The sequence below is a fragment of the Paenibacillus sp. PvR098 genome, from assembly GCF_017833255.1.
Classification (GTDB): Bacteria; Bacillota; Bacilli; order Paenibacillales; family NBRC-103111; genus Paenibacillus_G.
In genome coordinates, this window is record NZ_JAFIBU010000001.1 from 2109111 (window position 1) to 2135158 (window position 26048).

At 50.4% G+C, this 26048-nt stretch carries 26 protein-coding genes and 1 pseudogene; 7 read left to right on the top strand and 20 right to left on the bottom strand.

Annotated features, from left to right (window positions below; all coding sequences use genetic code 11):
- Positions 1-4 precede the first annotated feature (4 nt).
- From JOE45_RS10515 to JOE45_RS10585, 15 genes are all read right to left on the bottom strand, one after another.
- The gene (locus tag JOE45_RS10515; protein ID WP_210020243.1) at positions 5-1678 is read right to left on the bottom strand and encodes a putative polysaccharide biosynthesis protein; all 1674 of its coding nucleotides are present in this window, start codon (positions 1676-1678) and stop codon (positions 5-7) included.
- A 19-nt stretch (positions 1679-1697) separates the two neighbouring features.
- On the bottom strand, positions 1698-2183 hold the full coding sequence (locus JOE45_RS10520; RefSeq protein ID WP_210020242.1) for a DUF456 domain-containing protein: 486 nt from the start codon (positions 2181-2183) through the stop codon (positions 1698-1700).
- Positions 2184-2211: 28 nt separating this feature from the next.
- Positions 2212-2955 carry a Cof-type HAD-IIB family hydrolase gene (locus JOE45_RS10525; RefSeq protein ID WP_210020241.1) on the bottom strand — a complete coding sequence of 248 codons (744 nt, stop codon included), beginning with the start codon at positions 2953-2955 and terminating at the stop codon, positions 2212-2214.
- A gap of 15 nt (positions 2956-2970) precedes the next feature.
- Complete coding sequence (gene asnB, locus JOE45_RS10530; protein ID WP_210020240.1) at positions 2971-4851, bottom strand: asparagine synthase (glutamine-hydrolyzing); 1881 nt, start codon at positions 4849-4851, stop codon at positions 2971-2973.
- 223 nt (positions 4852-5074) lie between these two features.
- Positions 5075-5863 (bottom strand): flagellar motor protein MotB, encoded by a 789-nt coding sequence (gene motB / locus JOE45_RS10535; protein WP_210020239.1) that lies wholly within the window; start codon positions 5861-5863, stop codon positions 5075-5077.
- Positions 5847-6647, bottom strand: coding sequence for a flagellar motor stator protein MotA (motA, locus tag JOE45_RS10540; protein ID WP_210020238.1), 801 nt, complete (start codon positions 6645-6647; stop codon positions 5847-5849). Before motA ends, motB begins: the two co-directional genes overlap by 17 nt.
- A gap of 307 nt (positions 6648-6954) precedes the next feature.
- Positions 6955-7839 carry a metal ABC transporter permease gene (locus JOE45_RS10545; RefSeq protein ID WP_210020237.1) on the bottom strand — a complete coding sequence of 295 codons (885 nt, stop codon included), beginning with the start codon at positions 7837-7839 and terminating at the stop codon, positions 6955-6957.
- Positions 7836-8804 (bottom strand): metal ABC transporter permease, encoded by a 969-nt coding sequence (locus JOE45_RS10550; protein WP_210020236.1) that lies wholly within the window; start codon positions 8802-8804, stop codon positions 7836-7838. Before JOE45_RS10550 ends, JOE45_RS10545 begins: the two co-directional genes overlap by 4 nt.
- 5 nt (positions 8805-8809) lie before the next feature.
- On the bottom strand, positions 8810-9577 hold the full coding sequence (locus tag JOE45_RS10555) for a metal ABC transporter ATP-binding protein (protein ID WP_210020235.1): 768 nt from the start codon (positions 9575-9577) through the stop codon (positions 8810-8812).
- Between the two features lie 34 nt (positions 9578-9611).
- Positions 9612-10574: a metal ABC transporter solute-binding protein, Zn/Mn family gene (locus JOE45_RS10560; RefSeq protein ID WP_245246842.1), complete on the bottom strand. Its 963-nt coding sequence runs from the start codon at positions 10572-10574 to the stop codon at positions 9612-9614.
- Between the two features lie 198 nt (positions 10575-10772).
- A complete protein-coding gene (locus JOE45_RS10565; RefSeq protein WP_210020233.1) occupies positions 10773-12830 on the bottom strand; it encodes a peptidoglycan D,D-transpeptidase FtsI family protein in 2058 nt (685 codons plus the stop codon).
- Between the two features lie 42 nt (positions 12831-12872).
- Positions 12873-13598: an HAD-IA family hydrolase gene (locus JOE45_RS10570; RefSeq protein ID WP_245246845.1), complete on the bottom strand. Its 726-nt coding sequence runs from the start codon at positions 13596-13598 to the stop codon at positions 12873-12875.
- Positions 13599-13712: 114 nt separating this feature from the next.
- On the bottom strand, positions 13713-14870 hold the full coding sequence (locus JOE45_RS10575; RefSeq protein WP_210020231.1) for a transglutaminase domain-containing protein: 1158 nt from the start codon (positions 14868-14870) through the stop codon (positions 13713-13715).
- 40 nt (positions 14871-14910) lie between these two features.
- Positions 14911-15345 carry a hypothetical protein gene (locus JOE45_RS10580; RefSeq protein WP_210020230.1) on the bottom strand — a complete coding sequence of 145 codons (435 nt, stop codon included), beginning with the start codon at positions 15343-15345 and terminating at the stop codon, positions 14911-14913.
- A gap of 82 nt (positions 15346-15427) precedes the next feature.
- Positions 15428-15580, bottom strand: a complete 153-nt coding sequence (locus tag JOE45_RS10585; protein ID WP_210020229.1) for a hypothetical protein — start codon at positions 15578-15580, stop codon at positions 15428-15430.
- A gap of 136 nt (positions 15581-15716) precedes the next feature.
- Between JOE45_RS10585 and JOE45_RS10590 the strand changes: the two genes are divergently transcribed.
- From JOE45_RS10590 to JOE45_RS10600, 3 genes are all read left to right on the top strand, one after another.
- The gene (locus JOE45_RS10590; RefSeq protein ID WP_210020228.1) at positions 15717-16883 is read left to right on the top strand and encodes an MFS transporter; all 1167 of its coding nucleotides are present in this window, start codon (positions 15717-15719) and stop codon (positions 16881-16883) included.
- 581 nt (positions 16884-17464) lie between these two features.
- Positions 17465-19078: an S-layer homology domain-containing protein gene (locus JOE45_RS10595; protein WP_210020227.1), complete on the top strand. Its 1614-nt coding sequence runs from the start codon at positions 17465-17467 to the stop codon at positions 19076-19078.
- A 267-nt stretch (positions 19079-19345) separates the two neighbouring features.
- Positions 19346-19705, top strand: coding sequence for a toprim domain-containing protein (locus JOE45_RS10600; RefSeq protein WP_210020226.1), 360 nt, complete (start codon positions 19346-19348; stop codon positions 19703-19705).
- A 17-nt stretch (positions 19706-19722) separates the two neighbouring features.
- Here JOE45_RS10600 and JOE45_RS10605 read toward each other — a convergent pair.
- The 4 genes and pseudogenes from JOE45_RS10605 to JOE45_RS10620 form a co-directional block, all read right to left on the bottom strand.
- Positions 19723-20025 (bottom strand): annotated as a pseudogene (locus tag JOE45_RS10605) (AEC family transporter); the annotation flags it as partial.
- Positions 20026-20141: 116 nt separating this feature from the next.
- Positions 20142-20753 carry an SCO family protein gene (locus tag JOE45_RS10610; RefSeq protein ID WP_210020225.1) on the bottom strand — a complete coding sequence of 204 codons (612 nt, stop codon included), beginning with the start codon at positions 20751-20753 and terminating at the stop codon, positions 20142-20144.
- 87 nt (positions 20754-20840) lie between these two features.
- A complete protein-coding gene (gene cyoE, locus JOE45_RS10615; protein WP_210020224.1) occupies positions 20841-21776 on the bottom strand; it encodes a heme o synthase in 936 nt (311 codons plus the stop codon).
- A 245-nt stretch (positions 21777-22021) separates the two neighbouring features.
- Positions 22022-22234, bottom strand: coding sequence for a hypothetical protein (locus JOE45_RS10620; protein WP_210020223.1), 213 nt, complete (start codon positions 22232-22234; stop codon positions 22022-22024).
- Between the two features lie 497 nt (positions 22235-22731).
- Between JOE45_RS10620 and JOE45_RS10630 the strand changes: the two genes are divergently transcribed.
- From JOE45_RS10630 to JOE45_RS10645, 4 genes are all read left to right on the top strand, one after another.
- Positions 22732-23562, top strand: coding sequence for an aldo/keto reductase (locus tag JOE45_RS10630; RefSeq protein ID WP_210020222.1), 831 nt, complete (start codon positions 22732-22734; stop codon positions 23560-23562).
- Between the two features lie 318 nt (positions 23563-23880).
- Complete coding sequence (gerQ, locus tag JOE45_RS10635) at positions 23881-24348, top strand: spore coat protein GerQ (RefSeq protein ID WP_210020221.1); 468 nt, start codon at positions 23881-23883, stop codon at positions 24346-24348.
- Positions 24349-24963: 615 nt separating this feature from the next.
- A complete protein-coding gene (locus JOE45_RS10640; protein ID WP_210020220.1) occupies positions 24964-25209 on the top strand; it encodes a hypothetical protein in 246 nt (81 codons plus the stop codon).
- A gap of 38 nt (positions 25210-25247) precedes the next feature.
- Positions 25248-25742 carry a hypothetical protein gene (locus JOE45_RS10645; RefSeq protein ID WP_210020219.1) on the top strand — a complete coding sequence of 165 codons (495 nt, stop codon included), beginning with the start codon at positions 25248-25250 and terminating at the stop codon, positions 25740-25742.
- 13 nt (positions 25743-25755) lie between these two features.
- On the opposite strand, the gene JOE45_RS10650 is transcribed toward JOE45_RS10645, so the two are convergent.
- Positions 25756-26037, bottom strand: a complete 282-nt coding sequence (locus tag JOE45_RS10650) for a hypothetical protein (protein ID WP_210020218.1) — start codon at positions 26035-26037, stop codon at positions 25756-25758.
- Between the last annotated feature and the right edge of the window lie 11 nt (positions 26038-26048).

The following is a 26048-nucleotide window of genomic DNA, read 5'->3' on the forward strand; positions in this document are numbered from 1 at the left end:
TCCCTTATCCCTGATCTCCCCGCCGCTTCCCGCCCAGGCGGGCTAAGATCGGTCCTGCCAGCTTACGCAGCGGACCCGGCAAATGCTGCAGGTCTTGAAACGTCATCACTCGTGTCAAAAATAACAATACGGGATAAGCTGCACCGGTTACTCCGACGATCAATATCGTTTGTACCATAGCGTCCCAACGCTCTCTGCCAAACGGTTGAATGTAGCTGAGGCTTACCGCATCCAGTCCGATGCCCACCAGCACGATCAAGGTGGTCGTTGCCGCAAGACCGGCCCAACGGCGCAAGCCGAAGACACGGAAGCGGACCGTTCGGCGAAGCGACTGCAGACTGATCACAGTCATGACGATGAAACAAAGCGCCGTGGCGGCAATAATCCCGTAAATGCCAAACAACGGAGACAGCATGAAGCTTGCGATCAGCTTCACGGCAATTCCTGCGATGACACCGACTACCAGCACCTTCATCCGGCCCATGCCCATCAGCACGGCGCCGGAGGTTTGCATGACGATTTGGAAGATCGCACTGACCGTCAGCGCGATAATGATCGGTGCGGCGAAGGTTTCGACGACGGACGATCCTGAAGGATTGCCGAAAAGAAACGCATTGATCGGCCTCGCGGCGACACAGATCACCAGTACCATCGGCAGACCTGTAAGGATGGAGAGCTGCAGCACCCTGGCGGTCTGCCCCTCGACCTGCTTTATATCGTTTTGCGAGTAGGCCGCCGAAATGATCGGCACGATCGACTGACTGAGCGCGATGGCGAGGATAATCGGGATACCGGCCAACGACTGCGCCCGTCCTACAAGAATCCCCAAAATTTCCTTTGCTTCCATTTCTCCGATCTGATCCCTCAGCAGCAGCGTAATGATCGATGCATCGATCGTATAAATCAGCGTAACGGTCATGGAGAAAATAACGATAGGAATGGAGAGCCTAAACAGCTGTGAATAAATGCTCTTGAACGCCAACAATGGCTCGGCAGCGGCTGGCCTGAACGCTTCCGCAGGTTCGGCGAGCCGCTCCTTGCGATCACTTCGCTTCAGACGCATAGCGTAATACAGCATGACGGCCACTGCGGCGATGCTGCCCATCACCCCACCGAACGAGGCGCCGGCAACGGCATATTCCAAGCTGTGGCTTAGAAGTAAATACGCCAACAGTACGGAAGTAGCCACACGGAAGATTTGCTCGATAATTTGCGACATACCGTTAGGCATCATCATCCGCCGACCTTGGAAATAGCCGCGCATAATCGCGATGAGCGGAAACAGCAGAAGCGCCGGAGCGATCGCCTGAATCGGCAGCGCCGCCTCCGGGTTGGCAATGCTTCTGGCATAATAAGGAGCTCCCGCATACAGCAGCACCGTCATCAAAATTCCTGCGGCAGCGGCGAACAACAGCGCCGCCTTATAAATCCGATCGGCCTCCGCATGCTGTCCCAGCGCGGTCCGCTCGGATATCATTTTGCTGAGCGCACTCGGAATCCCAGCCGTAGCCACGACCAGCAGCACGGAGTACAGATTGAAGGCGATACCGTATGCCGCCATGCCGATATCCCCAAGCAAATAGACGAGCGGGATGCGCTGCACCACGCCAAGAGCCCTGGCTACGAGTGCAGCCAAGGTCAATATCAGCGTTCCTTTGACTAACGAATCTTTAGACAAAACGTTCCCTTCTTCCCCGTTAATACCTTACTACCCAAACAATAAACAGTATGATCATCAAAAGCTGCAGCGCTACCTTGACCACAAGACCTGAGAAAAATCCTACCACGGCGCCGATACCTGCGCGAAAGGCCTGACGCAGCTGGGTCCCTGCGATTAGCTCGCCAATGACCGCGCCGAGGAAAGGACCGATTAAGAGACCCGCTACGGGAATGACGATCGGACCGATCAAGAGACCAACGGTGCTTCCGATGACAGACGCGCGCGTGCCGCCGAACTTCTTGACTCCCAGCGCACTAACCGCATAGTCGGCCACCATCAGGACAGCCACAATGGTCGTCTGGATGAGCCAAAACCAGAGGCCGAACGGCTCGAAGCCGATCATCCAGCCATACACAAAGAATGCGGCGTAGATGGCCAGCGCGCCCGGCAGCACCGGATACACGGCTCCGGCCATTCCCACGGCAAATAAGATCAGGATGATGAGCCAAGCGGCAATCGTCATCGAGCGGTCCCTCCTTCCAGTCTTTGTACTATTTTAAAGCATATTGTCTAATCACTTTGGCCACGCCATTCTCTTCATTGGTTAAGGTAACGATGTCGGCCAGCGCCTTGACTTCGTCTTGAGCATTACCCATCGCAACGCCAAGACCGGCTTCCCGAATCATCGCTACGTCGTTCAAGCTGTCGCCCATGGCAATAACCTGCGACATTTCGATCCCGAGCAGCCTGCACACCTGGTGCAAGCCGCTCGCCTTGCTAACGCCCTTTGGATTGAGCTCGAGGTTCCACGGATGGGAATTCGTAATCTCCAACAAGTTCCATGAGGCAAGCTCCTGTCGGATCACAGCAAGACTATCTACGTTTTCCGTAAAATAACCGAATTTCAGCCACTGCTTCGCATCGAGCTCGGATTCCGGCACCCAACGCTCTTTGTTATAAATGTCGCCGACGCAGTATGCCCAGAACCACGTATCGTAATATACCGCTAAGGCATGCATACGGCGAATGAGCTCAGGAGCGACGACGTGCCGCTCCAAGAGCACTCCCGGCTCCTTCCATACCTCGCTGCCGTTTACAGTTACCAGCGGCGAACGGAGTCCGAGCTCCTCGATATACGCCTCAACGTTCTGCACGCCGCGTCCCGTGGCAAACATCACGGTAACCCCGGCGTCTTCCGCCAGTCGGATGGCCGCCTTGTTCTCCTCCGATATGTGCTTATCGTCCGTAAGCAGCGTTCCGTCCAAATCGAGCGCAATTAGTTTGTAATGACTCATTGGTGATAACCCCCTCTACAACGCATGCGCTAGTGACGGACTCGGCAGCTCTTCCATATATGTCGTGTGCCAGAGCGCGAACATATAAATGGTCCAGATCCGGCGTGCATAATCTCCTTGACCGTTCTGATGGTTTTTGAGCATGGCCCGCACGGTGTCGATACGGATGTAATCTTCAATGCCGCTGCCGGCAATTTGCTCCATAATGATGTGACCCTGAGGCCCTTTCATCCAATCCCGCATCGGAACCGGGAACCCGAGCTTCGGTCGGTTCAGGATGAAGTCCGGGATGATCCCTTCCATCGCTTTGCGGAATACGTACTTCGTCGTGCCTTCCGCAATCCGGTATTTGGCTGGAATGCGGCGCGTTACTTCATACAAATCCACATCGAGGAACGGTACGCGCAGCTCCAGTGAATGAGCCATCGTCATCTTGTCCGCCTTCATCAGGATATCCCCGGGCATCCACAAATTCATATCGATATACTGCATTCGGGAAACCGGGTCCAAATGCTTGCTTTTATCATAAAACACTTTGGCAATCTCCAAAGGATTTCGGTAGCTTCTCAGCATTTCCTGATCCACCCGAACGACTTCGGCCTTCATGTCCTCGCTGAAAATCTTGGCGTTGCCAAGGAACCGCTCCTCCAGCGGGGTCGTGCCGCGAAGCAGGTAGTTCCGTCCATATACGCCTGCGGGCAGCAGCCGCGCAAGTGCGTGAAGCATCCGTTTCACTCCGGCGGGGAGACGCTCGATAGGCGCCAGAGACTGCGGCTCGTGGTAAATGCGGTAGCCGCCGAACAGCTCGTCTGCTCCTTCTCCGGATAGCACGACGGTAACGTGCTCCCTTGCGAGCTGCGCGACATGATAAAGCGCGATCGCCGACGGGTCGGCTACCGGCTCGTCCTGATGCCATACCGCCTTAGGCAAGGTCGCAAAATAGTCCTTGGCTGTGATGATTTTTTCGTAATGCTCCGTATCGAGCGCCTGTGCGGTTTGTCTGGCGATAACCGTCTCGTTATTCGCGCCCTCAAAGCCTACGGAGAAGGTGCGGATCGGCTCAATTCTACGCATATGCGCTGCGATCGCTGTTGAATCGATGCCGCTGGACAGGAAGCAGCCGCGCTCCACATCGCTTTGCATATGGTGTACGACGGAGTCCTTCAAAGCCTCCCGTACTTGTTCCACGCAATCGGCCAGAGTACGATTTTCATCCGGTTCCAGCATCGGATCCCAGTAAGGACGAATCTTCATGTCCCCGTCGTACGACACGGTCACCGTATGCCCCGGCGGGAGCTTATGAATGCCCTGGAACATCGTGGTCGGCTCCGGCACGTATTGGAACGTCAAGTAGTTGAGCAGGCTCTCCGTATGGATCGTCCGCTCCACCCCTTCGGCCGCCAGAATGCTTTTGATTTCCGACCCAAACAGGAATCTTCTACCGTCGTTATAATAGTAAAAAGGCTTAATTCCAAAATGGTCCCGCGCCCCAAACAACCGTTTCTTCCGGCGGTCCCAAATGACAAATCCGAACATCCCGCGCAGATGCTTTACGCAGTCCTCACCATATTCTTCATACAAATGAACGATGACCTCGGTATCGCTGTGCGTTTTGAATTGATGCCCCTTCGCCTGCAGCGTATTGCGCAAATATTTATAGTTATAAATCTCGCCGTTAAACACAATCCACACGGTTTCATCCTCGTTGGCTAAGGGCTGGTGTCCTTCGCTCAGGTCTATAATCGACAAGCGGCGAAAGCCCAATCCAATGCGATTCTCGCTCCAAAATCCAAAATCGTCCGGTCCCCTGTGAACGATGATATCGGTCATGCTTTTCAGCATAGTTGGAGATGGCTCTCGGTCCTCAAAATATAAAACACCGGTAATCCCGCACATACGATTCCAAATCCTCCTCAAGCTGCACCCTTGTGGCACAGCATTATCATGCAATAATACGATAAAATAATCTGATACAACAGTATACCATATTCGTAGTGTCCGCAGGAAATGGGGTCATATTCGCGCCAACCATTTTTCCAATCAGGTTCCAGCTTAGGTCTCATGAGAAAAAAGCATCCGCAGCACCCCAAGCCGGAGTTACGCAGATGCTTTGTTCTTATTATTGAGCAGAAGCTCCGTCCGCTGGAGTCTGATCCGTAAAATTACGGAGAATGGAGACCTCCACCCTACGGTTTTTGGCACGCCCTTCTAAGGTATCGTTCGTATCCACCGGCCGGTATTCTCCAAATCCTACGGCACTGAAGCGGCTCGGATCGAGGCCGGCATTCTCAAGTAATACCTTCATGAAATTAATCGCCCGATCTGCGCTTAAATCCCAGTTAGACCGGTATTGCCAGTTATGGATAGGCAGGTTATCCGTATGCCCGGAGACCTTGATTTCGTACCCCGGATACTCCCGCAGCATCGAAGAGATACTCATGGCCAAGTCTCTCGCAACGGTTTTCACTTCCGCACTGCCTGAATCAAACAGCGTATTATCGCTGATCGTGATCATTAGATGCGAGTGGTTCAGCAGTGTATTCAGTTGAGTCGTGAGATTATTATCTTGGATATATTGGTCGAGCTGCCGTTTCAGCTCCTCCATGTCCTCTTGCTCTTGTCTCATCTGCTCCTGACGTTCGGTCTGGTTGCCGGATGTCTGGGCCTCGCTCGGAGTGCTGGGCATTTGGATTGGAGTTATACCGTCATTTTGAAGCACCCCTGTGCCCCCGCTAAAAGCCATACTGAAAGCTTGGCTCATTTGTTCATACTTCTTCGCATCAATGCTGCTCATCGAGAACAACACGATAAAAAGCGCGAGCAGCAAGGTCAAGAGGTCGGCATAAGGAATGAGCCAGGATTCGTCGACGTGTTCCTCATGATGCTCCTTCTTATGCTTTTTCTTCACCGCCGTCTGCCCCTTTCTCCGACATCTTCGCGCGTTCTTCAGGCGTCATAAATACAGAAAGCTTCTGGCTGATAGCGATCGTCGAAACACCCGACTGGATCGATAAAAGACCTTCCACCATCATCATACGTATCTCCACTTCGCGTCTGGACATTCTTTTAAGCTTGTTGGCTATCGGATGCCACAATACGTAACCAGTAAAAATACCAAGCAGAGTAGCAACGAATGCAGCGGCAATAGCGGCAGACAATTTGTTAATATCGCTCATATCCGCCAATGCGGCAATCAAACCAATAACCGCACCCAAAACGCCAAGCGTTGGAGCATACGTCCCTGCTTGTGTAAAAATCAGCGCACCCACGCGATGCCGTTCCTCCATTGCAGAGATATCTTCCATAAGCACATCATGTACGAATTCCTGGTCGTTACCGTCAATGATCATCCTCATTCCGTTACGGAGGAAAGGGTCTTGCATCTCGTCCACTTTCGACTCTAAAGCCAGCAAACCTTCCCGGCGTGTAATCGAAGCCAGGTCTTGAAACAATAGCATCAATTCTTCACGGGACGTCAGTTGGGGAGTAGTGAATACAAGCTTCATTAATTTTGGAAACTTCTTGAGCTCAGACATCGGAAAGGCTATGAATAGCGATGCGGCCGTACCGACAAAAATGATCATGAAAGCGGCAGGGTTAACCAGAGACCCAACCGGCGCATGCTTGAGCGCCATACCTCCAACAACAGCTACCAGACCAAGAACGATTCCGATTATCGTCGACTTTTCCATATGCCCACTCCTTAAAATTTTGAAAAAAAATTGCTTATGATGCTTAATAACAGGAAAGGACGGGCATCTTATGTATTGCTATTTTTCGACATTTTTATTGCGCACCGTGCCTTGCAATCTAGCATTTTCAGCTTTTTCTAGTATAAATTAACTATATTTTTTAATCAATAACCTTTGTCGAATTATGATATTGCTTACTACTTTTACTTAAGTAGCCTCAATTCCTCCTTCTTGTTTGAATTATTCGTTAGAAACATACAAAACCGTCCGGCAGAATGCCGGACGGTTCACTCCATCCCATATGAACTTACGCCGCTTCCTCCCGCGACAACCGCTTCTGCCTCAGCTTGCGCCACACAACACCATGCGTCGGAGAGAAGAGCAGTGCAACAACGAACAGAATGCCGGCCATGGTAATCATGCAGCCCGCAATCGAAGCATCCAGCAGCACGGAGATGTAGTATCCGGACACCGCACTGAGTGCCCCGATGCCCATACTGTAGAAGATCATCCGGCTAAGCCGTTCCGTTAACAAATACGCTGTTGCCGCCGGTACGACCAAAAGTCCCACCACCAGAATGGCGCCTACGCTCTCGAATGAAGCCACGGTCGTCACAGACACTAGTCCCATCAGAAGGTAATGAAATAAGGCAACCGGAATACCGGCCGCAGCCGCCATCGCAGGATCGAAGGCGCAGATTTTGAACTGCTTATAAAACAAGCCGATCAGCAAGCTGCTGAGCGTAAGTACAAACCCGAGAACCCAGACCGCTTTCGGACCGAGATCGATTTCCCCCACCATCCATCGTTCCCAAGGCACGAACATAATCTCACCGAACAGCACATGATCAAGGTCTAGATGAACCTGCCGGCTGTACAAGCTGACCAGTACGACACCCACGGCAAACAATGCCGTAAATACTACGCCGATGGCGGCGTCAGACTGCACCCCGTTCTGGTGAAACCACTGAATGAGATATACAGTGATTAGTCCGAAAACCGCAGCGCCGATCATCATAAACAGGGAATCCTTGGAACCGCTAATCAGGAATGCAATGACGATGCCGGGCAGTACAGAGTGACTGATCGCGTCCCCGATCATCGCCATTCGGCGCAGCACCAGAAAGCAGCCCAGCAAGCTGCAGGAGCAGGCAACAAGCACCGCTGTGAGAATGATCCAGAAGTCGTTCATGCCTGCCCCTCCTTATGATTGGCTTGCTCCGCCCCGCTAAAGCTGTGCAGTCTCGGTTGTTGCTTGAGCTCAGCGAGTACGTTCCGTTTCACCGCCAGCCTCTCCAGCAGCTTGGATATCATTCCGCGCTGCGGTGCGAACAGCACCGAGACTACGAACAGCAGTGTTGCTGCCAACACGCTAACCGGTCCGGTCGGCAAATTGTTAGCGCTACTGCTGATCAACGTTCCGACGAAGCCGCTCACCGCACCGAAAGTGCCCGACAGGACAACCATCAGACCAAGCTTATCCGTCCAGTATCGAGCGGATACCGCGGGGGTAATCAGCAGTGCGGACATGAGCACAACGCCGACCGCTTGAATACCAATGACAACAGCCACCACGATCAGGAACATCATAAACTGGTCGAGGAAAGCGACCGGCAGTCCAATCCCTTTGGCAAAGCCTTGGTCGAAGCTGAGCAGCTTGAACTCTTTAAATAATAAAGCGCAGATGAAAACAAGTACCAGCGCAGCCACCGCCATCGTAATGACATCGGACAATACCATGGAAGCCGCTTTACCGAACATGAATGTATCCAGCCCGCTTTGATTGCCGTTACCGCTTTGCTGAATTTTGGTCAACAGCACGACGCCGAGACCGAAAAACACAGATAGTACGATTCCGAGCGCCGCATCCTGCTTGATTCGTGTATTGCGGGTTACAAAGCCAATACCGAATGTAGCGATGATCCCGGCAACCACCGCGCCGATCAGGAAGAAAAATATCGATTTGGAGCCCGTCAGCATAAAAGCGATGCATACGCCCGGAAGCGCCGCATGCGCGAGCGCATCACCCATCAAACTCTGTTTCCGCAGGTAGGCGAAGCTCCCCAGAACGCCGCTGCTTAAGCCAAGCAGTATGCTTCCGAGCAATATCCACTGCATATTCGGATCGCGAAAAAGCTCCATTACATGAGTCCACATTCCGCTCACCTCGCACTCACTATGATCGCATCGTCGTTGCGGTTCAGCAGGGTCAGTCTGCCGCCGTACGTCCGCTGCAGGTTTTCTTTCGTAAATAACTCATCGGTCGGGCCGATCCCCATCAGCTTTACATTCAGAAGCATAACCCAGTCAAAGTATTCTTTGACCGTCGAAAGATCATGATGCACAACAAGCACGGTTTTACCCTGCTTCTTAAGCTCGTTCAACAGAGTAATAATCGCCTTCTCTGTTGCGGCATCCACACCGACGAACGGTTCATCCATAAAATACAGCCGGGCATCCTGCGCCAGCGCCCTTGCCAGGAAAATGCGCTGCTGCTGTCCCCCGGAAAGTTGGCTAATTTGCCGTCCGGCAAAGTCAACCATGCCTACCTTTTCCAAGCAGTCCATAGCGATCTGCCGTTCCTTCGTCCCCGGTTTTTTAAACCAGCCCAAGTGCCCGTAGCGCCCCATCATGACGACATCCAGAGCGTTGGTCGGAAAATCCCAATCCACGGACTCCCGCTGCGGCACATATCCGACAAGCTTCCGCTGCTCTTTATAAGGTTTCCCATAGATGGAGACGTCCCCCGTCACACGGGGGATGAGTCCAAGGGCCGCTTTTATGAGCGTGGATTTACCGGCGCCGTTCGGTCCGACGATACCGATCAGCTTGCCTTCCGGGATGTTGAAGGTAATATCCTGCAGCACGGGTTTTTTCTGATAAGCAACCGTCATTCCTTCAATGGATAACGGACGTTGCTGCTCTCTCATACGGCTCACTCCTTTAATCATCTATCGAAAATGTTTATTTTAGCGCCTTTACAATGGTATCTACATTATGACGCACCATGCCAAGGTATGTTCCTACCGGGGTGCCTTCCTCTCCCATCGCATCGGAGAACAATTCACCGCCGATCTGGATTTCATGTCCTTGCCTTTTCGCGCCTTCAATGACCGCCTCGATCGATTTCTTGGGAACACTGGATTCCACGAATACAGCCTTGATTTGATTAGCAACCAGGTAATCCCTAAGATCGCTGACATCCTTGGAACCGTATTCCGAAGCGGTATTCATTCCCTGCAGCCCTCTAACTTCAACGCCGTAGGCTTTACCGAAGTATCCGAAAGCGTCGTGAGCGGTGACAAGGACCCGCTGCTGCTGTGGAATGGTCGCCAGTTGAGCTTTGGCGTATTGATCCATTTCTTCCAGCTCCTTAATGTAAGCATTGGCATTGCTCTTGTAGCTGTCTGCATGCGCGGCATCCACCTTCACAAGCTCATCACGGATCGTCTCCGTTGCGCTGATCCAATGCTGCACATTAAACCAAACATGCGGATCGTGCTCCATTCCTTCTTCATCGGAAGCAAGCAATTCCGATTCGGCGATATTTTTCGTAACCGCTACGGTTGGCTTGGATTTAGCCATTTGCTCAAAAATATCGATCATTTTTCCTTCCAAGTGCAGCCCGTTATAAAAAATAATATCGGCCTGCTCCAATTTTTTTAAATCCCCTTGTGACGCCTTATATAAATGCGGATCTACACCGGGCTGCATCAAGCCGTAAGCTTCGACGTGCTCTCCGCCAACTTGCTTCACCAGATCATGGATCATCCCGATGGTAGAAGTCACTTTGATTTTTCCTTCATCAGCTGTATTCCCTCCAACTTCCTTCGAGCCTCCGCATGCGGCCAAGGTAACGGCCAACCCCAAGAAAAGAATCGTCATGATGAACCTTTTGAATGATAACATCGATGATTTAGTTTCCATTTCACTCTCTCCAATCTTCCTCATCTTATTCCGCACTTAACTATATGGTGCCCAAATGTTGTCTTAGACCTTAAATGTTGAGTCAGACAATGATTGTTTCCCTACCGACTATATTTTTATTATACACAAATAAGTTTACCTAGTGCAACATTTTTATTAAAAAAGAAATCTCCTGCTTGAGGAGATTCAGAATTCACTTTATTGCTGAGCATTTGCAGCCCCTGCGGCGCCTTTGGGCACACCGTCAAGTCCATACTTCTGATCATAAGCATCGAAAATTTTACGCGCGATCGGCGCGGCGCCGTAGGAACCGAATCCTCCCTCGGGAACGACCACGGCGACGGCAAGCTTCGGCTTATCGTAAGGAGCGAAGGCGATAAATACGGCGTTATCGACTTCTCGGCCCCCGACGACCTGTGTGGATGTACCGGTTTTTCTTGCAAACTTATAAGGGAAGTCTGCAAAGCCCTGCACACCAACATTCTCCATCCCTTTAATCACCGTATCCCAATAAACCTGCGGAAATTCACTTTTATCCAGCACGACCTTTTGGTCGAACTTTTGGACCAGCTGCCCTTCATAGGTCTCAATTCGGTCTACAAGCAGCGGCTGCAGCCGCTCTCCGCGAGTAGCGAGCGTAGTAACGAATTGGGCTAGCTGAAGCGTGGTATATTTCTGGTTCTGACCCCAGGAGGCGAAAACCATGCGCTGCTGCGGGCTTTCTCTCGTGTTGGTTTTGTATTCGCTCAAGCCCTCGTACTCCTTGGGTAAGCCGCTCCCCGTCAATACGCCAAGGCCGAATTTAGCCAAGTATTGGTCCCATGTCTCGATCGCTTTGGTACCGCCGGTTTTCATATACAAAGCGTTGCCGATCATGGCGGACATGAACGTATTGGACGAGTACTGGATGGCCTGCGTGGCATTGATCATCCCCCAAGCTTTGCCGTCGGAGTTGCGCAGTCTGGCGTTATTGTCCTTCCCGTAGGTGAACACACCGGTATCAGGGTACCTAGTACTTGGAGTAAATAAGCCTTCGTTTAACCCGATCAGTACGGACAACGGTTTAATAACGGATCCCATGTAAACAATCGAGGTAGGGTGCTTATCCCGCTCCTCCTTGGTCGGATAATCCGGATAGGCCGTTGTGATGGTGCCGTTATTCACGTAGGGCTGTATCCGGTCATACTCGCTCTGAGGAATACCTCCAGCCCATACACTCGGATCGTAGTCTGGCATACTGGCCATCGCGACGACTTTCCCCGTATCGACCTCCATGGCGACAGCATATCCCGCAACGGCATTCCTTCCCCTGGCGACATAAGAATTAGCGCGACCTTCTGGACTCTTTAAATATTTAATATGATCCATAATGGCCTGCTCCGTGGTCAGCTGCACGTTCCGGTCGATCGTCAGAAAGAGGTTATTTCCTTTCACCGGCTTCGTGATTTCCACGGGTCCGATGATTTTGTGCTGGGCGTTGACAGGGTAAGACTTCATCCCGTTCTGGCCCCGCAGCTGCTCCTGATACATGAGCTCGATCCCGTCGTAGCCGACGTATTCCGTATCCATGTATCCTTCCGTCTTCGTCTTGTCCTTATAGAAGTTCAAGCCGTATCTCGCTTCCCTAGCTCTGGAGAAGGGACGCATATACCCGACCAGTTGGACTGCGATCGTCTCCTGGTCGTAAAGCCGGATGCTTTCCTCCATGATTTCAATCCACTTCAGCTCATCCCTGTGCTCAAGAAGATAAGCCATTTCGTCCGGCGTCAGACCGGACTTGATGCGCCGCGGAACGGAAAAGTAGCTCGGCGAGCTCACTTTATTCTTATCCAAATCATATCCGACATCCATATCCAGGATAATATTTTCCGGCGTCAGCTGCGGAGCGGTGGGGCTCCCGAATTTGGCGAAAATATCAGCCAGCTTGCGGGCAAGCGCGATGACTTCGTCCTGCGGCTGATCCGATTCTATGCGAAAATAGAGAGACTGTGTGGATGTCGTGTAAGCGATCGGCGCTCCAACCCGGTCATAGATGTTACCCCGGATCGGCGGGATCGGTGTGTTCGCTTTATTGATCTTGTCTTTCTCTGCCTGCAGTTCCTTGCCCTCGACGAATTGAAGCATCGCCAGCCTTACGATCAATACGGAAAACAGGAAAAAGGTAAAGAAAAAAAACAGATTGATGCGAAAAGTAAAATTGCGGCGTTTGCTCATCTCCTGCTTTTGCGGGTCATCCATTCCGATGGGCTTTTTCATTTCCTTTGGTGCTCCTTTGCTTCTTTGTTGCTTATTCCCTGGTTACTTGCGATCCTCAAGGAGCTCGCGCAGCGAATGAATACCGTCTCCGGTATGGTAATCGTAACGCTTAATCTTGACGGCGTCGATACCCGCCTGCGCAGGCGCCCAAATATCATTGAGATCGTGGTCGCCTACATAAAGTACATCCTCCGCCGCGAGCCCCGAGCGCTCCAGTGACAGCTGGAATATCGCCGGGTCCGGCTTCTCCAAACCAACCTCCGTAGACACGATCACCGGATCGAAATAATGCATAATCCGTTTATGCTCCAGAATCGAACGCAGTGTCGTCGCAAAATTCGATATAATGCCGAGCCGTAAGCCCCGCTCTTTCAGGGCCGCCATACACTCCTCCACATCCTCGAACAGCGCATAATGCTGAGGCGAGGTGAACAGGTCATAGAGCTCATGGCAGCAAATATGAATTTGTTCTTCCGTCCACCGCTCTTCCTCTACGCCCAGGTGCTGTAAAATATAACGGTAGAGCTTCATCCAGAAGGCGCGGTCGGATTCAGGCGTGCATGCCTCAAACGGATCCAACTGTTTCCCGTAATAAAAGAGACGAAACGCCTCGGTAAAAAGTTCATCGATACGCTCCTCACCGCGATGAAAAGAACGGCTCGCCAGAAACTGCTGCATGATCACTCTGGCAGCCGGGATCGTCAATAACGTATCGCCAACATCAAAAAATACGGCCTTATAATGTTCTAACGGTTTTTGCGGCGGCAACTTGATGCCCCCCTCATGTTGGTTTATGCCTACCTTTACAAGTGTACCACAAAAATCTCTCATGAAAAAAGCCGGAGAAATCGACCAATAGGCGACAGTCCGGCTTGCCGTGTTTTAACTTTCCTTGATATGCGTTTCGTGAAAATTCGGTGGATTGAACCAGTTACCTCCGCTGGCCACCCAAGTAGAGTCGAGCGGGACCCACTCGTTCTTCTCGGTCAAGAACACTTCATTCCAAGCGTGCGGCCCATACCCTCCGCGACCGTCATAACCGAGACCTGTGACAACCTTCACATCCAGCCCTACGGAACGGGCCATAACGGCATACAATCTGGAGAAATCGATGCAGACGCCTCTTCTGGAGCTAAACGTATCTGCAGGCGTTTGCTCTTTCCAAATCCGCTGTTCTTCATACATTCGGACCTTATCCCAATCATACTTGATTCGGGTTCCTACCCAGCGGTACAGAAGCTTCGCCTTATCTTCATCCGTCTCACCTTTTTCGGTCACGTGTTTGGCTGCCTGTGCAATGTCTGCAGGAACAGCCGCGTCTACCAGCTCATATTTACGCTGCAGGATGTTGCCGAATTCCTGCTCAACCGCCCGTGTAAATACAGGAAGCTGGCTGGAGAAAAAGTCGCCTGTGACCGGCTGAATCACTTCCTTGGCACCCTTCTGATACAGTGACGATACTTGAATGTAACCGGCCACCGGCGTCTGCGGGAACAGGGTTGTAACGATGAAGAATGCCGCAATCATCAGAAGACTCCGCCCAAGCCCGGTTACCGCTCCGATGACGCTTCCGATCATGCTGCTGAGCAGTGTGGGGGTTCTCCGCGCATAGCCCTCACGGCCAAATTCCCGCCGCTCTGACACCCAACGGTCCGCCAACGGATCGACAATACGGTATACCAGCTGTTTGATCATACCGTAACCCAGTACGAATAACACACTGAACCTGAGTAATGAAAAATCTCTTACCCCTGTAACTGCGGTGTAATATAGCTGTTCAAAAAAACCAAGCTCATACTGAGGGATCTTTACTTCCAGTCCTACAAGCCAAGCCTGCAGCTTGGGTGACAGCCAGGAAGTCAGCTCCCAAGCCAGCAAAAGGCTTAGCAGCGTAACAATCCCTTCGGTCACCATCAGCGCCAGATGCCGGGCAGATGAAGAAGCGCCGCGATAAAGACCTTGAAAGACTGAAACGATAAATGTGACTGCAATAAGAAGTGTGATCAGGTTAATCGCCTGCAGCTGTTCTATACCGTTCAACGCTTTTCCTCCTTCCGCCGCCGGGACGTGGGCAAAGGGACTAATGTCCCGCGTTATTCTTCGCCTGTTCAATCAGGGCTCTCGTGATATCATCCAGATTCCAAGTGAACGTCTGATTCATAAAGGTCACTTGGACACTGCTCTCACCAGGCCTGCCGTCCAGCTTCACACTCTTCGTCGTAACCGAATATGAACCGTCCGGATTTACTGTATATTTCGCATCTTTCGCTTCCTCCGTGATCACGCTCATCGCCTGCGCTTTTGCTTCCTCCGCCACCTTGGCGCCCACCGTTGAACCAAGCTCCAGCAGTTGATCCTTGTAGCTTGCTCCGTAAAAGAACAGGCCTGCCAGCAGCGCGAGCACAATAACCCATTTCATTACCGTTTTCACTACTGTAATGACAACAAACAGTATAACCAGTGCGGCCGCAATGACAAACCAGCGCTCCGCCAAAAATGTTGAAATAAAATCCATTCCGTTCTCCCCCTTGAATAACCTGTTCCTCTCTTTATAAACAAGATATCATATCGTTTCCTCATCATACACCAATGATCAGTTACTCTTCATCTCTTTTTTTACGCAGCTCAGTGAGCTTACGCTTGATTTCTCCTCCACGGTCCGATCTTCGAGTGCCCCGGTAGGTACTGCCCAACCGGAACAACGAAATAAGCAGAAGGAGCACAAACAGGATCATCATGACCTTTTCCATATGGCACCTCATTAAATTCTCATGTCTCAGCGGAGCGAGGTTTCAAAATACTTGTACTATCCGTTGGTTCCCCAACGTAAACGTATAGAGTGACAGGCTATCGGACAGCCACACCCATTAGATGCGAGGTGATTCCATGAAAACCGCCGTATGGCTCTATCTGTTCATGTTCGTCGCTTTTTTCGATCTTCATGCGCAGTACCCGATTCTTTCTCCGTTCGCCATCTCCCTCGGTGCGGCGCCTTCCTTCATAGGATTAATCCTGGGCGTCTATTCCATTACTCACCTGCCGGGCAACTTGATTGCCGGCTATGGCGTCGACCGTTACGGCAGCAAAGGCTTTATTGTGTTCAGCCTGATTGTAGCAGGAATCGTACTGCTAATTCAATCACGTGTGACCGACCCCTGGGAGCTTCTGATCATCCGTTCCATCAGCGGCTTCGTACTTGCTTTTTTATCTCCCGCTTGTCTGTCTCTGCTCGCCAAAATCGCCAAAGACCGAGTGCAACAGGGCAAATTGATGGCGGGCAACGGCATGGTACATACGTTCGCATCGGTGCTGAGCCCGGCGGCAGGCGCCTTTCTCGTCGCGAAGTATGGATTTGCCCAGTCGTTCACGTTTCTTGGTTGGGGACTCATTATTACCGGCATTTTGGCTTGGATCGGCGTAAAGGAGGGGAAATACAAACAAACACCTGCCAAGCTGACTCCACAAGGTAACGCACATGCGCTTAAAGCTCTTCATCCGGATGAGGTCCATGAAGAATCCGGTACCATTCCATGGTTGTTTTATGCCGTGCCGTTAGCCATTTCGTGCTCCCAAGGGATCCTTTTCTTTGAGCTTCCTCTGATGAAAGAGACGCACGGATCGATTCTAACCTCAGGTGTGTTCTTCTCTCTTGTCAGCTTGGGCGCGTTGGTTACGCTGAGCATGCTGTTTTTGAGCCGGGTATCTCCTGTCCTTCGCACGTCGCTGGGAAGCTTGGCGCTTGCGTTGATTTTTTTCGGCATGTCTGTGCATTGGCCCCTTCCTATGTATGCCTCGCTGTTCATGATCGGGATGGCAAAGGGCGTTATTTTTCCGGCGATCGCCACCGTGCTCGCAGACGTCACCAGCTCCAACAGATACGGCCGCGTCTTTTCGCTGCTGTCGATTTCGTATTCCATCGGTGCCTTTATCGGCCCTTTGGCCGCAGGCTACATCCGTACGCACATGTCCCCTTATTTTATCGCCTTCCTTTGCCTGATGCTGGCGCTCTCTATCCTTCCGTTTCGAGCGTTTACCGCTCCGATTAAAGCATAAGCTGGCTATCCGGCTTACTGCGCCTTTGTATCACCCATGCGATCTCATATTCAACTGAAGTTTTCCACAACGGCCGTCCGCCAAGCGGGCGGTTTTCATCATGCCATTAATCTCACTACTTTTTCTGTTCGGGGATTGCACGGCGAAATTCGACAAAATCAAAAAACACCGATAGGAGAATAGGCCAAGGAAAACGCGGTTTTCCGGTGGATTATAAGGTTAAATTACGCCCCTATAGACTGGTCCCAGATAGAATATATAAGCGCTACGACAGTCCCAATATTATGGTACTTTAGTCCATAATTTGTAAAATGACGCAACTTTGTATGCGTTTCACTCGTTAAACTTTGGAAGTCCAAAGGTTTCAGTTCGGACAAATCTGGGTAATGTTCGTAAGATTGACGAACGAAACCGACTCCCCCCTTTACTTGGTAGAACGGACATAAATTCACATGCTCGGTTCGAATCCATATAAAGGGAATTCACATGGAAAAGGAGGTGAATTGCATTTGCCAACGAAACTTGTTCATCGTAATACCCGTTCATCACTATTCGCAAAATCTGATAGGAGTGATACCCGCATGAAGCCTGCTGTTCTCCAAAAAACAGCGCAAGTCACCGTACTGATGCTGATCTTCTCCGTCCTACTGCCTGTGCTCGCTTTTGCAGCCCCGGGATTTAAAATGGACACACCGTACAATAACGGCTCAGTATCCGGTTCGGTATATGCCGACGTATACGATACAGGCGTAAGCGCCACGGTATACGCTTATGACCCGAGCGGTAATCAAATTGGCGTTACAACCGCTACATATAGCGTGTACGACGAAGTAAACGGAAGATATCATTACAACTTTAATTTTTCAAACATTGGTAATTATGACTACATTAACCTCTACGGCCCTGTTGGCTTGAGCGTCAACGAGTCCGTGTATCAAACCGTTTACCGCGATACTAGCGACGATTCTACCGGCGGTAGTGGCGGCGGTGGCGGCGGTGGTGGTGGCGGCGGTGCCGGCGTAGATACTAGCGCCTCCGAAGACATCAGCGTAGGTGCTGACGGTTCCATCAATGCCGACAAGTTGAAAAACTCGTTCGAGCAGTACGATACGGTTACGTTGACACTCAGCGGCGACCTTGCGTTGATTCCGGCCAAGGCGCTGGAAAGCTTCGTATCGAACCCCAAGAAGCTGCTGAAGGTTAAAAATGCTAACGGCATGTACAACATCCCGTTGAATGTGCTGAAGCTGCAGGACCTTGCTGGTAAGCTGTCCGTTTCCGTCAACGACCTGATCATCCGAGTCAGCATTGCCCAAGCGAACCAAGCGACTACTGACGGCGTTTCTGCTGCAGCGAGAGTACTCGGCGGTACGGTAGTAAGCGGCATGGTTGACTTTAACATCGTAGGTTTAGGCAAAGACAACCAAACGGCTGTCCTTGACCTGGGTAACCATTATTTAAGCCGTGTTCTTCCGCTGAATAAAACGGTTGACCCATCTAAAGCGACCGGTGTTCTGTTCAATCCGACAACCAACAGGCTGAGTTTTGTTCCTGCTCTCTTCTCGGGGAATGAAGCCGTGTTGAAACGCAATGGAAGCAGTGTTTATGCGGTTATCGAGTTGAACAAAGCGTTCAACGACATCTCCGGTCACTGGGCACAGAGCTACATTCAACTGCTGGCTAACAAGCTGGTGATTGACGGCGTAACCGACACGACATTCGAACCGGAACGCAGCATCACCCGTGCTGAATTCGCAGCGCTCGTTGTTCGTTCCCTTGGTCTTGATGCAAGCGGTACGGGCGGCGGCACGTTTAGCGACGTTGCTTCTAGCGCTTGGTACTCCGGTGTTGTAAGAGCTGCGGCCTCTGCCAAGATTATTGATGGCTACGAGGACGGCACGTTCCGCCCGAATACTTCGATCAATCGCGAGGAGCTCGCGGCGATGGTTGTACGCGCTCTTGCTTATGCTGGGGCGAAGCCGGTAGTTTCCACTCAGAGACAAACTCAAGTGCTCGAAAAATTCGTTGACGCCAATACGATCGTATGGGCGGACAACGAAATGGCAACAGCTATTGAAGCAGGTATCGTAGACGGTATGACTGAAAATACGCTGGGTGCTCGTGATACGGCAACCCGCGCACAGTCCGCTACCATGCTGCAACGTCTGCTCAAGAGAGCAAACTTCATTAACTAGTACAATACGCGTGCAAGAACAAGAATGACCACTCTCCAATGAAAAGGCCTGACGCGACGTCAGGCCTTTTTTGTGCCGTATTAAAAACTTACAGCCATAAGAAATAGCCCATCCTCCTCCATGACGGATTAATGGGCCAGAATGAATGACAGCTTCCCGTGCATTCGACATTTCCTAGGAAATAATGGCAGTGGTTTGGTTCGAACTACAAAAAGTTATATACTACGATTAAGAAAGCAACGCATCTACACAGAAATGGGGGATTCGATGTCCATTGCCATCATCGTGGAGGGTAAGAACGATAAAAGCAGACTGAAGCGTCTGTTGACGGAAGACATTCTTATTGTATGTACATTCGGTTCGCTCAACACAGAGCGCCTTGAAGCTTTAAAAAAGAAAATCGGCGATCGATACGTTTATTTGTTCACCGATAACGATTCATCCGGCAAAAAAATTCGAGCCATCTTAAGAGATTCATTTCCCGATGCCGAGCAAATCTATACCAGGCGGGGCTATGCCGGCGTAGAAGGTACGCCTGATGAATATTTAATTCAGCAGTTGGAAAAGGCCGGGCTGGAGGAGTTCATCGTGTATCCCCCCACTTTCCCGACCTTCGAAAGGTTTTAACTCAGCTTCCGCCTTAATCAAGTTATGAAGCTCATGAAATAGATGACGGCCGTTACTGTAAATATACTGAAAAGCGTTGATGAGAACACCACCTGGGACGTAAACTCAGGCTCGTTGTCGTATTCGACCGCAATGAGCACACTGCTTAACGATGACGGAACCGCGCACGACAGCACAAGCGCCTGCGCCATCACTCCTTCGATTCCCATCGCCATGACGATCCAGAACCCAACGGCTGGTCCGATCAGAAGCCGAAGCACATTGGACAGCATGACGTCAGAAAAGTTAAGCTTCCATTTCATGCTGCCCAGCTGAACGCCCGGTATAAAACAGCCCCAATTACGATCATCACGGGCAATGGAATGACATTATTTAATAAAATGTACCAAAAATAACTCATGCAGGTGTTGTCCCCCGATGCCTTTCCGTGAACGACTTACTTTTCTTTGCTGATTCGGATAAGGTCGTCAGCCACTTTCTCGACATCCAGGTCCTCATCATGACCGCTGTAATAGGTACGGAGATCGCCTTTGCCGTCCACCAGCAAAAATAAGTTACTGTGAGTATACGTTTCTCCCCCTGGATCCTTAACAACCATCACGCCATAATCGCTAGCCAGCTTAATGACCTCATCCTGATTCCCGCGCAAGAAATACCAGCCCCGGTAGTCCGCTTGGTAGCGCTCCGAGAATTCCTTCAGCCGCTCAGGCGTATCCCTATCCGGATCAAACGTAATCGACATGAGAGCCGTTTTATCCGGAAAAGCTCCCTTCTCGATCAGGGCAGCTTGAATCTTGGAAAGCGTATAAGTAGTTGGGATACAAACGTCAGGGCAAGTGGAAAAATAAAAATAAATGAGCTTCGCTTTTCCGGCTGTATCCGCCAGAGCAACCTGCTTCCCGTCCAGATTCTCCAGCTTAAATTCCGGAGCTTTTTTGAGCACGCCGATCTTTTCTTCTTCCGGCTCTTTGAATAGCATATAGGCAAATGTTGCGATCAGCCCGACCAACAAAACCATGATGATGACCTTAAATCCGTTTTTTTGCATAATTACCTTCCTTTCTCCTCTAAAAAATAAATCCCAGGCCGCAGGTGCCGTGGGATTATAGCTCCATATCCAATCCGTATATAACTTTTACGGTAAAGGGGTCGTGCTGATTACCATTGCAATAAACAGCAGGATCAAATAATTAATGGAGTAAATAAACGTTTTTTTCGCCCATTGCACTTCGTCCTCCGCTTTAAATCCTTTCAGGCTAATATACGCCCAATACAGCCCCATGACGGTCGCTGCATAGAAATAAAGCGAACCCACATAACCGAAAAGATAGAGCAGCAGAGAAACCGGAATAAGCAGAACGATGTAACGAATCATCGCCATTTTGGTAATATACGTCCCTTTCACAACCGGGAGTAAGGGAAATCCGGCGGCACGATACTCTTCCATCCGGCGGATGCCGAGCGCCCAGAAGTGCGGCGGCTGCCAAAGGAACAAAATACCGAACAAAACAAGCGCACCGGCATCAAGCTGCGGGTTGACGGCGCAATAGCCGATTACCGGAGGAACGGCTCCGGAGAAGCTGCCGACGACCGTACTCCATACCGAGGTCCGCTTAAACCAAGCCGTATAGATCCAGACATAGACGAATAGTCCGATGAGGCCGAGCAGCGCCGCGATCGGATTGGCCAAAAACCAAAGCACGGACAGACCAATGATTCCCAGGGTAATGCCGTACCAAAGCACCGTTTGAGGAGCAATCCTTCCAGTGGCCAAAGCACGCTTCTGCGTCCGTTCCATCTTGGTATCCATATCGCGATCAAGATAATTATTGAGCACACAGCCTGAAGCCATAACAAGCGCGGTTCCGAGCAGCGTGAATATCAGTTTCATCCAGTCGATTTGCCAGCCTGACGCGACCCAGAAGCCGCCGAAGGCCGTAATGGAGTTGGAAAACAATATACCAGGCTTGGCCAGCTGAACAAAATCTCTCCAGCTCGCAGGTGCGCTAACCGGCGTTTCAACCGCGGCAGCCGCTTCCGAACCCAGCTCCAAGGTTACCTGTTCCTTCACTTGATTAAAACCTCCTCGTGCGAAGAATCTAGAGTAAGTGCTTGATCCTTCACGCATACACATCTCCTTAATAATATCAACCTGCAGTCCGTTTGACAACAAACAGACCCCGTGTTCAAAATATTGTCGAAACCGACTAAAATTGAATCACTGTTTTCAGCAATACAGGAAATGTACAAGGTAGATCGACTCAAGAGGGACAACATCGCCGCAAATTCGTGAGATAGGGCTGCGGTTATACTATACTATACAATAATTTGGGGGAGGGAGGAGTTGGAGATGACCTGGACATGCCATCTCCAGAAGGATGAAGCGGCTTGGTACACTCCAAGCTGATGGCCTTCGAACGGGAACGTCTTGGCGATTTTTAAAGGATACGATTGCGTATGGCTTCGCAGCTGCGTGATCCCGCCTTCCGATGTAAATTCGGCGTTGACGGAACCCGTCACCTCAGGCATGGCTGTACTCGTGTTCGATCCAATGAACGATATCGTCAAGCCCTTGACCGTCGAACAAGTTAGAGAACACGAACGGCTTGTCGCCGCGCATCCGGTATTACCGACCTCTTCTGTTTATTATATTCGCGATTCACAGGAGTGTAAATATAGTTATGTAAATTTATATTACATAGTTTCAAGTTGAAATCATGATTTCGGTGATTAATTCTTATTTACGAATAATAACTAACATTAAAAGTAGGATTTTATTAAAAAAATTGAATAGATACGAAAATTATGTTATTTATATTCACATTATCCAATTACACTATGTACTGAATCAGAACCCGATCATCACTGAGGTCAGCTCGGATGAACCTCGCGAGCGCAGGTCCGCGCACCCTTGCCCATAGGGCATGCGGGAAGCTTTGACTCGCTTCTCTTCTTTGCCCCACTTCGTTTTTGGTGCTATCATAGAAGTTGTATGGAAACATTTGTCCAAGGAGGGAATAACGAACATGACCAAGATTCAGCAGATTGGCGACACAAAGGAACTAAGAGGCGGCATACGCATGCCTTGGGTAGGTCTCGGCGTTTGGAAGACGAAGGACGACGAAGTAACTCAGGCTGTACAATACGCCTTAGACGCTGGTTACCGCTCCATTGATACGGCAGCCGTTTATGGTAATGAAGCGGGTGTAGGCAAAGCCCTTCAAGCCACAAGCATACCGCGCGACCTCCTTTTTATAACAACCAAAGTATGGAATGCCGATCAAGGCTACGATTCCACGCTTCGCGCGTTTGAAGAAAGCCGCAGAAAGCTTCAGCTGGAAGTCATCGATTTGTACCTCGTTCACTGGCCGGTTAAGGACAAATATAAAGAAACGTGGAAAGCGCTCGTGAAGCTGCAGAAAGAAGGCTACGTCCGAGCCATCGGCGTAAGCAACTTCCAGCCGCATCATCTGCAGGACATCATCGACGACAGCGGCGTCGTGCCGCTCGTTAACCAAGTGGAATTCCATCCGCTTCTTCAGCAAACGGAGCTTAGGGCCTTCTGCAGGCAGCATGAAATTCAGCTTGAGGCATGGAGCCCGCTGATGCAGGGCAATCTCGATCTTCCGCTGCTGAGCGAGCTTGCTAACAAATACGGCAAAACGCCGGCGCAAATTATCCTTCGCTGGGACCTGCAGCATGGGGTCGTAACCATACCGAAATCGGTGCGTGAAAGCCGGATTCGCGAGAACTCCGATATTTTTGACTTTACGCTTTCCGACGAAGATATGATGCGCATTGACGGCTTGAATCAAAACAAACGCTTCGGGGCAGACCCGGATAACTTTGACTTTTAAACTTATAACATCTCAAGCAAGCAGGAGGGGAACGGACTGATGGTCCGCAACCCTCCTGCTTTTGCATTTTCAAACAAATCAATCCTCACGTGTCACCAAACGATCCCCCCCTCCATACTATGGATTGTGCATGAGCCTAAGCCTACGACAAAGGAAGTGATCTCGGAGCGATACGGTTGTCATGTGAAAGTCAATACCCGCCCGGATAACAACCGTTTCGAAAACCACTGTATTGTCCCCGTTCGGGGCTAACTGTCTGTCTCTTTATTTAAGAAAAGCAGCAAAGCTGCAAGCATCTGAAGGAGGTTTTATTGGATTATGTACAGCAACCCTTATAAAACAGGTGTAAGTCCCTATGGTGGTTACGGCATTCCGAACTACGGCCCCGCTCCTACGGCGGTCCAGCCAACCGTTCAACAAATGATGCAGCCTAACGCTCCAACCGGCGGTACGATTTCTCCGTTAAGCGTGCCGTCAGCCAGCCCTATGGGTGCTCCAGGAACTATGGGCCAGCTCCCACTCGAGCAGTCGTACATCGAGAATATTTTGCGCCTCAATCTTGGCAAAATCGGAACGTTCTACATGACTTACGAGAATAATTCTCAGTGGAACGCCAAAATATTCAAGGGGAGAATCGAAGCGGCCGGCCGCGACCACATCATTATCAGCGACCCGCAAACGGGCATGCGCTACTTGCTACTGATGGTCAACCTCGATTACGTTACCTTCGATGAAGAGCTTCAATATACTTATCCGTATGCTACACCCGGAACTTCGGTCCGATAAATCTAAAGGGCTGCCCAATAGTCGCTATGACTGGGGCGGTCCGTCCCTTTTTTGATAAAAAGAAACCGTTAGCTTAAGTTATGAATATATACCATAATGGCCTGCTTGTCGTCAATGCACTCTGTCTACGTTTTATTTACAAATTAAATACGCTAACAGCAAGGAATTATAATCCTTACTTGTTAGCGTATCTCGGAGTCAATAAGAATGTACATGGGTTAGCCGGTGCCGTATTTACAGGAAAATATGAAGGGTTGAATTCAAAAGCTCCGTTCAACTATCCAAATAGGCCTGAATCAGCCCGGCCTTATAAAATGTCGTCGACTGACCGCAAGACTGGCAAAATGCCGCATCAGCAGGATTTACCTTGCCGCAGCCTTTGTGCAATCGACCCGGTTCGTCCGTGCATCGATTAACTAGTGGAGCTCCGCACTTAATACAAAATTGATGTTTGCCATTCACATACTGACAACGGACACATAGCCGTTCCTCGTCCTCGGCCATTGTAGACTCCCCCTTTTCCGCCAAATAACGATCCTGTTCAAAAAGATGGCACAGGACAAAATTCCATTGAATATACTAGGCATAAATCCATCATATTAGGAGGAACTGCATATGGCTATCGCTATTAACTTTGTGATGATCAATGTTAATTCTTTAAACCGGGATGCCTCTATCTCCGTCGGAGAGAATAATCAGCCCGGTTGGAGCACACACGGGAAAAGCATATTTGGCAACGGCCAGGTGATCGGCGCTAGCCTTAACACCAACGTGCTTAACAATCTGTTTGACGGTGACATCGTGGATTCACCTATCATTGATAACGATATCATTCCATCCGCGCAGAACCAAATCGCTTAAATTTGTGAGTAACGAGCAGCAGCTTGAGGAGGATGGTTATGTCCCATGCCAACGGGCAGTTTAACGTCATTTTCAATAAGATTATGGTCAATTCCGTGGATACAAGTGCGGGCATATTTATCGGAAACAACACGGCAACCGGCTGGAGCTCGATCCGTAAAGACAACAGCGGGTTCGGCAGCGCAAGCGGAGGCACGTTTCATCACAACTGCAGCCTGGTTTATGACAACGATCAAATCGAATTTCCCATCGAGGAGCGAGGGGTACATATCCAATACCAAACGGCTCCGGCCGCCCAAAACATTACATTCCAGTCGATTGATGTGAATGCAGTGAATACCAGCTCGTCGATCGCAGTCGGCGACAATAACCAGCCCGGCTGGAACGCCACCGGCAAAAATAACATGGGGGACGGACGGCATAAGGGAATCAACATCATGCACAACAATGTGAATACCGTGATGGACGAGGATGTTATCGATTCACCTGTCATCCAGCAAAACCTTGGTAGAATAACAACGGAAACCGGATAATTAGAGGATGTAATTAAGTCATCTCCATCGAAATTAGATTGGACTTCACCGTTTTGGCCAATTCAGGCTCGGAATTCTGGAGTACATCCATGAGGTCGCTATCGTCCAAGACGGAGCGGATCTCACGAAGGCTGTTTTCATTTCCGTGGATGCTGCCGAAGCCCTGGTTCTGCTTCTTATGGCTTTGAAATCCGCTTGGATAATTGTTGCCCAGATTGATGCAGGAAGCCCCTTCCACTGACCCGATGTGAATATAGCCGATGACAAACGTAGGTGACATAAAAGCATTCCCCATGAGCAATCCCC